The sequence below is a fragment of the Streptomyces sp. FXJ1.172 genome, from assembly GCF_001636945.3.
GTDB lineage: Bacteria > Actinomycetota > Actinomycetes > Streptomycetales > Streptomycetaceae > Streptomyces.
In genome coordinates, this window is the sequence record NZ_CP119133.2 from 4863928 (window position 1) to 4877852 (window position 13925).

A 13925-nucleotide genomic window follows, 5' to 3' on the forward strand; every position below is an offset into this window, starting at 1 on the left:
TCCACGGCCTGGTGAAGGGCCTGCTGCCTACTTCTTCTCTACGGCGTGACCGCCGAACTGGTTGCGCAGCGCGGCGATCATCTTCATCTGCGGCGAGTCCTCCTGCCGGGAGGCGAACCGCGCGAACAGCGACGCGGTGATCGCGGGCAGCGGCACCGCGTTGTCGATCGCGGCCTCCACAGTCCAGCGTCCCTCACCGGAGTCCTGTGCATAACCGCGCAGGCCCTCCAGGTGCTCGTCCTCGTCGAGCGCGTTGACCGCGAGGTCGAGCAGCCAGGACCGGATGACGGTGCCCTCCTGCCAGGAGCGGAAGACCTCACGGACGTCCGTGACCGAGTCGGCCTTCTCCAGCAGTTCCCAGCCCTCGGCGTAGGCCTGCATCATCGCGTACTCGATGCCGTTGTGGACCATCTTCGCGAAGTGGCCCGCGCCGACCTTGCCGGCGTGCACCGAACCGAAGTCGCCCTCCGGCTTGAGCGCGTCGAAGACCGGCTGGACCTTGGCGACGTTCTCGGCGGCGCCGCCGTACATCAGCGCGTAGCCGTTCTCCAGCCCCCAGACACCGCCGGACACGCCGCAGTCGACGAACCCTATGCCCTTGGCCGCGAGTTCCTCGGCGTGCTTCTCGTCGTCGGTCCAGCGGGAGTTGCCGCCGTCCACGACCACGTCGCCGGGCTCCAGCAGCTCGGCGAGCTGGTCGATGGTCGACTGGGTGGGCTCGCCGGCCGGGACCATCACCCAGACCACGCGCGGCCCGCTGAGCTTGCCCACAAGCTCTTCCAGGCTGTGGACATCCGCGAGGTCGGCGTTGCGGTCGTATCCGATGACGGTGTGGCCCGCGCGGCGGATCCGCTCGCGCATGTTGCCGCCCATCTTGCCGAGGCCGACGAGACCGAGCTCCATCAGTTGTGTTCCTTAAGTCGCTGTGTGTGACAGGCACCTTCGTGCCGAGCCGAGCCTAAACCCGCCCCGTCACGCACAGCTGTGGGCATACGCGCTCATGCGTTACCCCACTGACCTGCGGCTTTCCCGCTTGGACAGTGCCGGGCACCCACAAGGGCAGCCGACACTGTGCACAGCTGTGGACAACCGGTCAGCCGCTGAGCCGCACCGGCATGATCAGGTACTTGTACGCGTCGTCGGCCTCGGCGTCCACCGCCGGCTTCCCGCTGAGCAGCGCCGGCTTCGTGGACGTCGTGAACGACAGCTGGGCCACCGGGGAGTCGATCGCGCTCAGGCCGTCCAGCAGGAAGGTCGGGTTGAAGGCGATGGAGATGTCGTCGCCGTCCAGCTGGGCGTCGACCCTTTCCACAGCCTGTGCGTCGTCGCTGGACCCGGCCTCGAGGATCAGCACGCCCTTCTCGAAGCTCAGCCGCACCGGCGTGTTCCGCTCGGCCACCAGCGCCACACGCTTCACGGCCTCCACGAACGGAGCCGTCTCGATCACGGCGACGGAGTTGAACTCGGTCGGGAACAGCGTGCGGTACTTCGGCAGGTCGCCCTCGAGCAGCCGTGTCGTCGTACGGCGCCCCGCGCCCTCGAAACCGATCAGGCCCTCGCCCGCGCCCGAACCGGACAGCGCCAGCGTGACGCTGTCACCGGCGCCGAGCGACTTGGCGGTGTCCAGGAGCGTCTTGGCCGGGACCAGGGCGACCGCGGAGGCGTCCGGGTTCTCCGGCTTCCACAGGAACTCGCGGACCGCAAAGCGGTAGCGGTCGGTGGAGGCCAGGGTGACCGTGTCGCCCTCGATCTCGATGCGTACACCGGTGAGGACGGGCAGCGTGTCGTCACGGCCGGCGGCGATGGCCACCTGGGAGACGGCGGCCGCGAAGACCTCGCCGGGGACGGTGCCGGTCGCGTTCGGCATCTGCGGCAGCGCCGGGTACTCCTCCACAGGCAGGGTGTGCAGGGTGAACCGGGAGGATCCACAGACCACCGTCGCCCGTACACCGTCTGTGGAAATCTCCACCGGCCGGTTGGGCAGGGCGCGCGAGATGTCGGCGAGCAGACGGCCGGAGACGAGGACGGTGCCCTCCTCGTCGACCTCGGCGTCCACGGACACGCGCGCGGAGACCTCGTAGTCGAAGCTCGACAGGCTCAGCTGGCCGTCCTCGGCCTTGAGGAGGAGGCCGGCGAGGACAGGCGCCGGCGGACGGGCCGGGAGGCTGCGTGCCGCCCACGCCACTGCCTCCGCGAGTACGTCGCGTTCCACCCGGATCTTCACCGTAAGCCGCCTCCTGCTGCTGTTGCTTCTGAGTCCTCCGACTCGGTGTCACCGCCCACTGCGGAGGGAAGGACACCGGGGACCAGTCTGACGCACCGCACTGACAGTAGGTGCCCGTCGGGGTCAAGTCGGTCCGAGAGGCAGCCGGACGCGAGACAGCGAGTTGTGCACAGCCCCCGCTTCAAAGCGATTGCCGAACTCTCTCTAGTCGGGAGTAGTAGTAGGGCCTGTGGATACCGTGGATAACCGCGTTTGCCCAGCTCAGCGGGGAAATTTTGTCCACGGGGCCTGTGGGTGGAGCCGGTGGACAACCGGGGGTTTCTGTGGAGAACAGAAAGTTCTGCACACCTCGCCCACAGCCAGAGGGCAGTTCTCCCCAGCTGCGTCCCCAGGTTTACCCACGTTTCCCACACCCCAACCCGGCACCTTCGTGTGACGCCTTTCACTCGACGCGGTGACGGGGTGCGTCGCGTTGCCGAACAGTGGACAGCGATGTGGAGAAGCCGGGATTCGCTGGGGACAACAAGCCCCAGCCTGTGGGCTGCCGGTGGACAACTTCATGCACAGCCTGTGGATCTCCGTTTCGTCCACAGCCTGTGGAGATCGTTCGTCCACGATTCCACAGGCCACTGAGCTGCGCGAATCCCCTGGTGACAGGCTCCCTGTGGACACCGTTCGGGACAACTCCACAGTCCCCAGGATGTGGACGGAAGAAACTCAGCGAATCTGTGGAGAGTGGCCGTAACCCGGCACGTAATCGAACACCAGGTGCCAAACGGGAAACGCTCCACACCTCGTCCCGCCCCCGCTCCCGCCCTGCGAAAGGGCCGCCGGAATGCCGAAGGGCGCCCCCGGGACCGGATCCCGAAGGCGCCCTCAGCGTCGGTGTGCGAGCGGCGTGAGCCGTGTGCCGGCCGTACGTCAGCCGTTCTTGATGCGGTTCGTCAGCTCGGTGACCTGGTTGTAGATCGACCGCCGCTCGGCCATCAGCGCGCGGATCTTGCGGTCGGCGTGCATGACGGTGGTGTGGTCGCGCCCGCCGAACTGCGCACCGATCTTCGGCAGCGACAGATCCGTCAGCTCACGGCACAGATACATGGCGATCTGCCGGGCGGTGACCAGCGCGCGCCCGCGCGAGGTGCCGCACAGGTCCTCCACCGTCAGCCCGAAGTAGTCCGCGGTCGCCCCCATGATCGCCGTGGCCGTGATCTCCGGGGCGGAGTCCTCGCCGCCGGGGATCAGGTCCTTGAGGACGATCTCCGTCAGGCCCAGGTCCACCGGCTGCCGGTTGAGCGAGGCGAACGCCGTCACCCGGATCAGCGCACCCTCCAGCTCACGGATGTTCCGCGAGATCCGCGAGGCGATGAACTCCAGTACCTCCGGCGGGGCGTTGAGCTGCTCCTGCACCGCCTTCTTGCGCAGGATCGCGATCCGCGTCTCCAGCTCCGGCGGCTGGACATCGGTGATCAGACCCCACTCGAAACGGTTCCGCAGCCGGTCCTCCAGCGTGACCAACTGCTTGGGCGGCCGGTCGCTGGACAGCACGATCTGCTTGTTGGCGTTGTGGAGCGTGTTGAAGGTGTGGAAGAACTCCTCCTGCGTCGACTCCTTGTCCGCGAGGAACTGGATGTCGTCGACGAGCAGGATGTCCATCTCGCGGTAGCGCTTGCGGAAGCTGTCGCCCTTGCCGTCACGGATGGAGTTGATGAACTCGTTGGTGAACTCCTCCGAGCTGACGTACCGCACGCGCGTGCCCGGGTAGAGGCTGCGCGCGTAGTGCCCGATCGCGTGCAGCAGGTGCGTCTTGCCGAGCCCCGACTCCCCATAGATGAACAGGGGGTTGTACGCCTTCGCCGGCGCCTCGGCGACCGCCACCGCGGCCGCGTGCGCGAACCGGTTGGAGGCGCCGATGACGAACGTGTCGAAGAGGTACTTCGGGTTCAGCCGCGCCGTCGGCTCACCGGCACCGCTCGCCGGCGCCGGCTGCGCGGCCAGCGGGCCGGGGGCACCGGTGGCGGGCAGGTCCGGGCGGCCGGGGCCACCGCGGTGCGCGGGACCGCCGGCCGGCTGCTCGGGCAGCTCCCGGCGCACGGGGTCACGCTGGTCGTACTCGGCCCGGGAGGAGTCGTAGTCGGAACGTCCGGAGCCGTACTCGGAACGTCCGGAGCCGTACTCGGAGCGCCCGGAGTCGTAGTCGGAGCGCGGGGAGTCGTAGTCCGGGCGGGACGGTTCGTAGTCCCCGCGGGGGCCGTCGTAGTCGCCGCGCTCGCCGCGCTGCTGCTCGTACGACGGCCGGTCCATGCCCTGCGGGCGGTAGTCCGGGGACGGCGCGCCGTAGGAGTCCGGTCCGGAGCCGTAGGCGTCCTGGGACGACGGCGAGGCGTACGGGTCGCGCTCGGGGAAGCCGAGCCGCGGCTGCTGCCAGCTGTACTCGTCCTGCGCGGGCCGCGGCCAGGTGCCCGGCTCGCGGCGCTGGAACTCGGAGGGGTAGGCCGGGCGGACGACCGGGAGCTGGTCGGCGCGGGGCTGCGGCCCGTCGGCCGGCGGTTGCTCGGCGGCGCGGTGGCGGCCGTAGCCCTCGTACGGTCCGGACGGCAGCTCCGGCTCCTCGTAGCGCGGCTTGGGCGGCTGCTGCACGGGCGCGGGGGCCGGGGGCTCGCCCGCGGAGTCGTCCACGGTGATCGCGATGCGGATGGGCCGGCCGCACTCGCGGCTCAGCGTCTCGCTGACGATCGGCGCGAGACGGCCTTCCAGTACGCCCTTCGCGAATTCGTTCGGTACGGCGAGCAGAGCGGTGTCCGCCACCAGCGCGAGCGGCTGGCAGCGCCGGATCCAGTGCTCGTCCTTCGCCTCGACACCCTGTCCGCGGCCCTCCCCGAGGAGCTGCTCCAGTACTCGCGGCCACACTGCGGCAAGATCGGCAGGTACGTCAGCCACAGGGCACGCTCTCTCACAGGTCCCACGAACGTGTGACGCGGGACGGGTCGGGGTGTACTTCGGGTGTTCGGTGGGGCAAACCCGCCGGGGCGGGGGACAAAAGAACGAATGGGAGTTCAGCCACGGTAGTCAGCGCGGCGGGTGCGGTTCAAGTTGTTGTCCCCAGCCTGTGGATAGTGTCTCTCCGTGGCCCCCGGTTTGACCGGATGGCGCAGCCCCGCGTACCGTAACCAGGTCGAGTTGTCGATGGCTGCTGCCGCCTGCCTCCGATGGGCACAGATCACTCCAGGTGATCGGGAAGCGGTGCACTCGGGCGTGAAGCGAGCTACTCGTGGGCGCACGGTGACAGCCAGGACGGCACCCGCCACACCGATTTGATTTCTGGAGCCCCCGAGTGAGCAAGCGCACCTTCCAGCCGAACAACCGTCGTCGCGCGAAGACCCACGGCTTCCGGCTGCGTATGCGCACCCGTGCCGGCCGCGCGATTCTCGCGTCCCGCCGTAGCAAGGGTCGCGCCCGCCTGTCCGCCTGATCCCGGTCAGGTCATGACATCGTGCTGCCCACCGAGAACCGGCTGAGGCGGCGCGAGGACTTCGCGACCGCGGTCCGACGAGGACGCCGGGCAGGACGCCCGACTCTCGTCGTCCACCTTCGTAGCGGTGCCACGGACCCGCACGCGCCTGGGGAGAGCGCTCCCCCGACGCGTGCGGGTTTCGTCGTGAGCAAGGCCGTGGGTGGCGCGGTCGTGCGCAACAAAGTGAAGCGCAGACTGCGCCATCTGATGCGTGACCGAGTCGCCCTGTTTCCCCCCGGTAGCCTGGTAGTCGTACGAGCGCTGCCCGGAGCGGGCGACGCAGACCATGCACAGCTGGCCCGAGACCTGGACGCCGCCGTTCAGCGGCTGCTGGGAGGGGGCGCGCGATGAAGTACCCGCTGCTGGCTCTGATCAAGCTGTACCAGTGGACGATCAGTCCACTGCTGGGGCCGGTGTGCAAGTACTACCCGTCGTGCTCCCATTACGGCTACACGGCCATCGACCGGCACGGTGCGATCAAGGGAACGGCACTGACCGCCTGGCGCATCCTCCGGTGCAATCCGTGGTCGCTCGGCGGTGTGGACCATGTTCCGCCGCGCAAGCGTCCGCGGTGGCACGAAATGCTGCGCAACGCTTGGCGCGCACGCAAGGGCGGGCCCTCCGCCGCCGAACCGGCCACCGAAGTGGAGTCCTCTTCCGGGCTTCCTTCGAGCCCGGCCGCAGAGACCTCGTCCCATGCCCAAGGAGCATGATTAGTGGACACGATTGCCAGTCTGTTCAGCTTCATCACGACACCTGTTTCATGGGTCATCGTCCAGTTCCACAAGGTGTACGGCGCGATCTTCGGTGCTGACACCGGGTGGGCCTGGGGCCTGTCCATCGTGTCCCTGGTGATCCTGATCCGCATCTGCCTGATCCCGCTCTTCGTGAAGCAGATCAAGGCGACCCGGGCCATGCAGACGCTCCAGCCCGAGATGAAGAAGATCCAGGAGCGCTACAAGAACGACAAGCAGCGTCAGTCCGAAGAGATGATGAAGCTGTACAAGGAGTCGGGTACCAACCCGCTCTCCTCGTGCCTTCCCATCCTGGCGCAGTCCCCGTTCTTCTTCGCCCTGTACCACGTGCTCAACGGCATCGCGTCGGGCCACACCATCGGCGTCATCAACGAGTCGCTGCTGGCCAGCGCCCGTAAGGCGCACATCTTCGGTGCCCCGCTCGCCGCGAAGTTCAAGGACGGCTCCGCCACCGTCCACGCCCTGGGTGCCACGGTCACCGATGTGCGGGTCGTCACCGCGGTCATGATCATCCTGATGTCTGCGTCGCAGTTCTACACGCAGCGCCAGCTGATGACGAAGAACGTCGACACCACGGTGAAGACGCCGTTCATGCAGCAGCAGAAGATGCTGATGTACGTCTTCCCGGTGATGTTCGCCGTCTTCGGTATCAATTTCCCGGTCGGTGTCCTCGTCTACTGGCTGACCACCAACGTGTGGACCATGGGCCAGCAGATGTATGTCATCCGCAACAACCCGACCCCGGGTTCCAAGGCCCAGGCCGCTTACCTGGAGCGTCTGACCAAGCACGTCACGCACCACGGCAAGATCCGTCGCCGCAGCGAGAAGACCATCGTCAAGTCGATCGTCGCCAAGGGCCGCGACCGCAACGAGTTCGAGCGCAAGTTCATCAACGCCCTGAACAAGGCCGGTCTCGCCGCGCAGACCGACGGCACCGTGGTGAAGAGCGCGGCCCAGGCCGCGGCGCAGACCGAGGACGGCACGACCACCACGGCCGGAACTGCGACCGGCGCCGCCGCGCGGCGCCAGCAGCCCAAGCGCCAGTCCAAGGCCCAGCGTCAGTCCGGCGGGTCCAAGCAGGCCGATGACTCCACCTCGCCGGAGAAGTCCGACGAGCCGCAGGACGACAAGCCCTCCGCTGCTCAGCAGCCCTCGAAGCCCGGTTCCGGCACCCGCAGCAAGGCCCAGTCCGGCCAGCGCAAGGGTGGCCCGCAGCGGCCCAAGTCCCCGTCCAAGAAGTAAGAAGGAGCCCATCCCGTGACGGAAGGCACCACCTCCGCCGCTGCCGAGGGTGCAGACACCCTGACCCGCCTGGAGCAGGAGGGTGAGATCGCGGCGGACTACCTGGAGGGTCTGCTCGACATCGCCGACCTCGACGGCGACATCGACATGGACGTCGAGGCCGATCGCGCCTCCGTGTCGATCATCAGCGACGCCGGCGCCCGCGACCTGCAGAAGCTGGTCGGCCGGGACGGCGAGGTGCTGGAGGCGCTGCAGGAGCTGACGCGCCTGGCCGTGCACCGGGAGACCGGCGACCGCAGCCGACTCATGCTGGACATCGCGGGCTATCGGGCCAAGAAGCGGGCCGAGCTGTCCGAGCTGGGCGCCAAGGCCGCAGCCGAGGTGAAGAGCAGTGGCGAGCCCGTCAAGCTCAAGCCGATGACCCCGTTCGAGCGCAAGGTCGTGCACGACGCGGTCAAGGCCGCGGGACTGCGCAGCGAGTCCGAGGGCGAGGAGCCGCAGCGGTTCGTCGTCGTGCTGCCCGCCTGATCGGTCCCCACGTCTCACCGGCCCCGTCTGTAGAGCAGACGGGGCCGAACTTTGTCAGCCTGGTAGTTCTGGTGGCCGGTGCGTGAAGCGCCGGCGCTGTACGGAAGGACGGTCCCCGTGACGGAGGCAGCGGAGCTTCCCCCCGCGCCCGAGCAGGCGCGGGAAGTGTTTGGTGATCGCTTCGCCGATGCGGTCCGCTACGCGGAGCTGCTCGCCGAGGCGGGTGTGCAGCGTGGCCTGATCGGCCCGCGGGAAGTGCCCCGCCTGTGGGAGCGGCACATCCTCAACTGCGCGGTGCTCTCGGAGGCCGTGCCGGAGGGCGTGACGGTCTGCGACGTCGGCTCTGGTGCCGGGCTTCCGGGCATCCCCCTGGCCCTGGTCCGGGACGATCTGAACATCACCTTGTTGGAGCCGCTGCTGCGGCGCACCAACTTCCTCACCGAGGTCGTCGAGCTGCTCGGCCTGAACCATGTCACCGTCGTGCGGGGCCGCGCCGAAGAGGTCCTGGGCAAGCTCCCGCCGGTCCATGTGGTGACCGCCCGTGCCGTGGCTCCGCTGGACCGTCTGGCCGCCTGGGGCATTCCGCTGCTGCGACCCTACGGTGAGATGCTCGCGCTCAAGGGGGACACCGCTGAGGAGGAGCTGAAGGCCGCGGCCACAGCGCTCGGCAAGCTCGGTGCGGTGGCGACGTCGATCCTGCATGTGGGTGAGGGCGTGGTGGACCCGCTGTCCACCGTTGTGCGCGTCGAAGTCGGTGAGAGCCCCGGCGGTGTGAGGTTCGCGGCGAAGCGGGCGAAGGCGGCTCGGTCGGATCGGGCCCGTCGGCGCCGCTGATCCGTCCTGGCGAGGAGACGTACTCCACACAAGCTGCCAAACCTGTGCAGGACGGAGTGTCGCAGAGGTCCGGTCGCAGCCGCTGTGCATCGTGTTTCACGTGAAACGTCGCTCTCTGCTGCACGGCATCATCAGTCGTGGCCGCGCTGCGGCCGAACCCCGCGACCGCAAGCCTCTCGGTTCACTCGGAGGGGCAACGGAGTTGTCCACAGAGGTGGATTTCTCCACAGAACACCAGGCCTCACTGGTTCACGACCCCGAAGACATGGGAGGCTCTGTTCATTGCGAGCCTGAAGTCGAGGAGAGTGAATCCTTGCGGTCCGACGCCAACATCGCGGGACCGATGACCGATCCGGTCCCCGGTCCCCGTACCGAGTCGATGGGGGCGGATGTTTCACGTGAAACACCGCCTCCGATGGACGACACTCCGATCGGTCGTGCGGCCCAACTGGCGGTAGAGGCTCTGGGCCGCGCCGGCGAAGGTCTGCCGCGACCGGAGCAGACCCGAGTCATCGTGGTCGCCAACCAGAAGGGCGGCGTCGGCAAGACGACGACGACCGTCAATCTTGCTGCCTCGCTGGCACTGCATGGTGGCCGTGTCCTGGTCATCGATCTCGACCCCCAGGGCAATGCGTCTACCGCCCTCGGGATCGACCATCACGCCGAAGTTCCTTCCATCTACGACGTGTTGGTGGAGAGCAAGCCGCTCGCCGAGGTCGTCCAGCCGGTACCGGACGTCGAGGGCCTCTTCTGTGCTCCCGCCACCATCGATCTCGCCGGTGCGGAGATCGAATTGGTGTCCCTTGTGGCCCGGGAGAGCCGGCTTCAGCGGGCGATCCAGGCATACGAGCAGCCGCTGGACTACATCCTCATCGACTGCCCGCCCTCACTCGGTCTGTTGACGGTCAACGCGCTGGTGGCGGGCCAGGAGGTCCTGATCCCGATCCAGTGCGAGTACTACGCACTCGAGGGCCTGGGCCAGCTACTGCGCAACGTCGACCTGGTACGGGGGCACCTCAACCCCACCCTGCATGTGTCGACCATCCTGCTCACCATGTACGACGGCCGGACGCGTCTCGCCTCCCAGGTCGCGGAAGAGGTGCGCACCCACTTCGGCGACGAGGTGCTGCGGACGAGCATTCCCCGCTCGGTCCGTATCTCCGAGGCGCCGAGTTACGGACAGACGGTGCTGACCTACGATCCAGGATCGAGCGGCGCCCTCTCGTATCTTGAGGCGGCCCGAGAAATCGCGCTGAAGGGCATCGGCATCAGTTACGACGCGAGCCAGGCCCATATCGGCGTCCAGAACGACCCAAGCATGGTGGAGGGGATCCAGTGAGTGAGCGACGGAGGGGGTTGGGTCGTGGTCTCGGCGCACTGATCCCCGCTGCCCCGACCGAGAAGACCCCGGCCCCGGCCGCGCTGGGAGGCGGCTCCACCTCTCCCGCGGCCGTTCCGGTACTGACGACCGACCGCGGGGTGGCAGCGGCGAAGGTAGCCACGCTGCCGCCCGTGGCACAGGAAACCGAGGAACCCCCGGCCGCCCCGGCCGTGGAGACGCCGGCTCCTCCGATGGGCGCGCATTTCGCCGAGATCCCTCTCGACGCGATCTCGCCGAACCCGCGCCAGCCGCGTGATGTCTTCGACGAGGACGCGCTCCAGGAACTGGTGACCTCCATCAAGGAGGTCGGTCTCCTGCAGCCCGTCGTCGTGCGGCAGTTGGGACCGGCCCGCTATGAGCTGATCATGGGCGAGCGCCGCTGGCGAGCCTGCCGTGAGGCCGGCCTCGAGGCCATCCCGGCGATCGTCCGGGCCACGGAGGACGAGAAGCTCCTCCTGGACGCTCTGTTGGAGAACCTGCACCGTGCGCAGCTGAACCCGCTGGAAGAGGCAGCCGCTTACGACCAGTTGCTGAAGGACTTCAACTGCACGCACGACCAGCTGGCCGACCGGATCGGGCGTTCCCGTCCTCAGGTCTCCAACACGCTGCGTCTGCTGAAGCTCTCGCCGACGGTCCAGAAGCGGGTCGCAGCCGGGGTCCTTTCTGCCGGTCACGCCCGCGCGCTGCTGTCGGTGACGGACCCCGAGGAGCAGGACCGGCTGGCTCACCGCATCGTGGCCGAGGGACTGTCGGTGCGCGCCGTCGAGGAGATCGTGACCCTCATGGGTTCGCGGCCCCAGAAGCCTCAGCGGCCCAAGGGCCCGCGCGCCGGCTCCCGGCTCTCCCCGGCGCTGAACGAGCTGGCGACCCGCCTGTCGGACCGGTTCGAGACCCGGGTGAAGGTCGACCTCGGGCAGAAGAAGGGCAAGATCACCGTCGAGTTCGCCTCCGTGGACGACCTTCAGCGGATCCTCGGCACCCTCGCACCGGGCGAAGGGCCGGTGCTCCCGCATGAGCTGCAGGAGGACGCGGCCGAGGACCAGGACGACTGATCCTGTCCGACCCCTCGGTCGTAGAGGACAGCGGGCCGTGTCCGGTGTGTACCGGAACACGGCTCGCTCTTTGCTTTGAGGCAGTATCGAGTGAATCGCATCGTGGATACGATGCGAAAAGGTATGGCGCATCCACCGGACACCAGCTGCATCTCTGAATGGGGAGACGGGGGCCATGCGAACGATGAGCCGCACCGGACTGGTGAGCGCGGGTCTGGGCCTCGGAGTGGTCGGCGGCTTCGTCGGCAGCCTGCTCAGGGAACGGAGCGCTCTGACAGCCGCGCGCGATGCGGCGAGCCAAGGAAGCGAGGAACAGCCTTCATGGGGCGTCGGCTCGTGCCGCTCACGTTGGACAACCTTCAGGACCTTCCCCCACGCTGCCGCTCGTGTGTCTTCTGGGAACTCGACCCTGTCAGCGGAGAAGCGGCGGTAAAGGCGGGTACGTCCGCGCTGGAGAAGGAGTCCTGGATCTCCGCCGTCCTGCTGGACTGGGGGTCGTGCGGCCGGGTGGTGTATGTCGATGACGTGCCGGTGGGGTTTGTGCTCTACGCCCCTCCCGCTTATGTTCCGCGCTCGACGGCCTTTCCTACAAGCCCGGTCTCGCCGGACGCCGTGCAGTTGATGACGGCCTTCGTCATGCCCGGCTATCAGGGACAGGGGCTGGGCAGGGTGCTGGTGCAGACGGTCGCCAAGGATCTGCTGCGCCGGGGGTTCAAGGCCATAGAGGCCTTCGGCGACGCCCGCTGGAAGGAACCCGCCTGTCTGTTGCCGGCGGATCATCTTCTGGCCGTGGGCTTCAAGACGGTCCGGCAGCATCCGACACATCCCCGGCTGCGGCTGGAGCTGCGCTCAACGATCTCCTGGAAGGAAGACGTGGAGATGGCGCTCGACCGGCTGCTGGGAGCGGTCCAGAAGGAGCCGGCGCTACGGCCGCTGTAGCCACCGGGTCAGAGGCAGGACACAAACGAATGGGCCAACCCGCACGGGTTGGCCCATTCGTGTTTCACGTGAAACGTCACTCAGCGATGAAGTCCTCGAGGTCGCGCAGGATCGCGGCCTTGGGCTTGGCGCCGACGATCGTCTTGGCCACCTCGCCACTCTGGTAGACGTTCAGGGTCGGGATGGACATGACGCCGTACTTGGCGGCGGTAGCGGGGTTCTCGTCGATGTTGAGCTTGACGATCTCGATCTTGTCGCCGTGCTCCTTGGCGATCGCCTCCAGGGACGGGGCGATCTGGCGGCACGGACCGCACCAAGCGGCCCAGAAGTCCACCAGGACGGGCTTGTCGCTCTTGAGGACTTCCTCTTCGAAGGAAGCGTCGGTCACGTGCTTCAGGTCGGCCACAGCGGGCTCCTCAACTTGTTCGTGCGGTGGGGCGGGGGGAGGGAAAGGTCAGACGGTGGCGGGCTCGGACTCCGCGTCGTCCTCGTCCGCGAGGGCGGACAGGAAACGCTCGGCGTCCAGAGCGGCGGAACAGCCGGTGCCCGCTGCCGTGATCGCCTGGCGGTAGGTGTGGTCGACCACGTCACCGGCGGCGAAGACACCGGTCAGGTTGGTGCGGGTGGACGGCGAGGCCACCTTCAGGTAACCCTCCTCGTCCAGGTCCAGCTGGCCCTTGAACAGCTCGGTGCGCGGGTCGTGGCCGATCGCGATGAACAGACCGGTCACGGGCAGCTCGGACAGCTCGCCGGTCTTGACGTTGCGCAGCTTCAGACCGGAAAGCTTCTGCTCGCCCTGGACCTCGGCGACCTCACTGTCCCAGATGAACTTGATCTTCGGGTCGTTGAAGGCGCGCTCCTGCATCGCCTTGGAGGCGCGCAGGCTGTCCCTGCGGTGGACGATCGTCACGGACTTGGCGAAGCGCGAGAGGAAGGTGGCCTCCTCCATCGCGGTGTCGCCGCCACCGATCACGGCGATGTCGTGCTCCTTGAAGAAGAACCCGTCACAGGTGGCACACCAGGAGACACCACGGCCGGAGAGGGCGTCCTCGTTCGGCAGGCCGAGCTTGCGGTGCTGGGAGCCGGTGGTGACGATGACGGCCTTCGCCTTGTGGACCGTGCCCGCGGTGTCCGTGACGGTCTTGATCTCACCGGTCAGATCGACGGAGACGACGTCGTCGGGGATCAGCTCGGCGCCGAAGCGCTCGGCCTGCGCCCGCATGTTGTCCATCAGCTCGGGGCCCATGATGCCGTCGCGGAAGCCCGGGAAGTTCTCGACCTCGGTGGTGTTCATCAGCGCGCCACCGGCGGTGACGGCACCCTCGAACACCAGGGGCTTCAGCGACGCGCGCGCGGTGTAGAGCGCCGCCGTGTAGCCTGCCGGCCCGGAGCCGATGATGATCACGTTACGGACGTCGCTCACGGCTTGATTCCTCGTCTCTGGTCTGCGTCAGTCGAC

14 protein-coding genes are annotated in these 13925 nt (G+C 67.9%); 9 read left to right on the plus strand and 5 right to left on the minus strand.

Features of this window, described 5'->3' with window-relative positions; genetic code table 11:
• Positions 1-27: 27 nt before the first annotated feature.
• The 3 genes from gnd to dnaA all read right to left on the minus strand — a co-directional run bounded on the left by gnd (position 28) and on the right by dnaA (position 5161).
• Positions 28-903, minus strand: coding sequence for a phosphogluconate dehydrogenase (NAD(+)-dependent, decarboxylating) (gene gnd, locus A6P39_RS21640; RefSeq protein WP_067056841.1), 876 nt, complete (start codon positions 901-903; stop codon positions 28-30).
• Between the two features lie 190 nt (positions 904-1093).
• Positions 1094-2224, minus strand: a complete 1131-nt coding sequence (gene dnaN, locus A6P39_RS21645) for a DNA polymerase III subunit beta (protein ID WP_067056838.1) — start codon at positions 2222-2224, stop codon at positions 1094-1096.
• A 921-nt stretch (positions 2225-3145) separates the two neighbouring features.
• Positions 3146-5161, minus strand: a complete 2016-nt coding sequence (dnaA, locus tag A6P39_RS21650; protein WP_079133855.1) for a chromosomal replication initiator protein DnaA — start codon at positions 5159-5161, stop codon at positions 3146-3148.
• 394 nt (positions 5162-5555) lie between these two features.
• On the opposite strand from dnaA, the gene rpmH reads away from it, so the two are divergent.
• The 9 genes from rpmH (at position 5556) to A6P39_RS21695 (ending at position 12466) form a co-directional block, all read left to right on the plus strand.
• Positions 5556-5693, plus strand: a complete 138-nt coding sequence (rpmH, locus tag A6P39_RS21655; protein ID WP_003956500.1) for a 50S ribosomal protein L34 — start codon at positions 5556-5558, stop codon at positions 5691-5693.
• Between the two features lie 21 nt (positions 5694-5714).
• On the plus strand, positions 5715-6086 hold the full coding sequence (gene rnpA, locus A6P39_RS21660) for a ribonuclease P protein component (RefSeq protein ID WP_079048889.1): 372 nt from the start codon (positions 5715-5717) through the stop codon (positions 6084-6086).
• Positions 6083-6448, plus strand: a complete 366-nt coding sequence (gene yidD / locus A6P39_RS21665; RefSeq protein WP_067056828.1) for a membrane protein insertion efficiency factor YidD — start codon at positions 6083-6085, stop codon at positions 6446-6448. Before rnpA ends, yidD begins: the two co-directional genes overlap by 4 nt.
• 3 nt (positions 6449-6451) lie before the next feature.
• A complete protein-coding gene (yidC, locus tag A6P39_RS21670; protein ID WP_067056825.1) occupies positions 6452-7732 on the plus strand; it encodes a membrane protein insertase YidC in 1281 nt (426 codons plus the stop codon).
• Between the two features lie 15 nt (positions 7733-7747).
• Complete coding sequence (locus A6P39_RS21675) at positions 7748-8260, plus strand: Jag family protein (protein WP_067056822.1); 513 nt, start codon at positions 7748-7750, stop codon at positions 8258-8260.
• A 117-nt stretch (positions 8261-8377) separates the two neighbouring features.
• Positions 8378-9094 carry a 16S rRNA (guanine(527)-N(7))-methyltransferase RsmG gene (rsmG, locus tag A6P39_RS21680; RefSeq protein ID WP_067056819.1) on the plus strand — a complete coding sequence of 239 codons (717 nt, stop codon included), beginning with the start codon at positions 8378-8380 and terminating at the stop codon, positions 9092-9094.
• Positions 9095-9359: 265 nt separating this feature from the next.
• The gene (locus A6P39_RS21685; protein WP_079133866.1) at positions 9360-10433 is read left to right on the plus strand and encodes a ParA family protein; all 1074 of its coding nucleotides are present in this window, start codon (positions 9360-9362) and stop codon (positions 10431-10433) included.
• Positions 10430-11527, plus strand: a complete 1098-nt coding sequence (locus A6P39_RS21690) for a ParB/RepB/Spo0J family partition protein (RefSeq protein WP_067056813.1) — start codon at positions 10430-10432, stop codon at positions 11525-11527. Before A6P39_RS21685 ends, A6P39_RS21690 begins: the two co-directional genes overlap by 4 nt.
• A gap of 321 nt (positions 11528-11848) precedes the next feature.
• Positions 11849-12466: a GNAT family N-acetyltransferase gene (locus A6P39_RS21695; protein WP_067056810.1), complete on the plus strand. Its 618-nt coding sequence runs from the start codon at positions 11849-11851 to the stop codon at positions 12464-12466.
• Between the two features lie 76 nt (positions 12467-12542).
• Here A6P39_RS21695 and trxA read toward each other — a convergent pair whose 3' ends face one another.
• Positions 12543-12872 (minus strand): thioredoxin, encoded by a 330-nt coding sequence (gene trxA, locus A6P39_RS21700; protein WP_067056807.1) that lies wholly within the window; start codon positions 12870-12872, stop codon positions 12543-12545.
• 48 nt (positions 12873-12920) lie between these two features.
• On the minus strand, positions 12921-13889 hold the full coding sequence (trxB, locus tag A6P39_RS21705; RefSeq protein WP_067056804.1) for a thioredoxin-disulfide reductase: 969 nt from the start codon (positions 13887-13889) through the stop codon (positions 12921-12923).
• Positions 13890-13925: the final 36 nt, after the last annotated feature.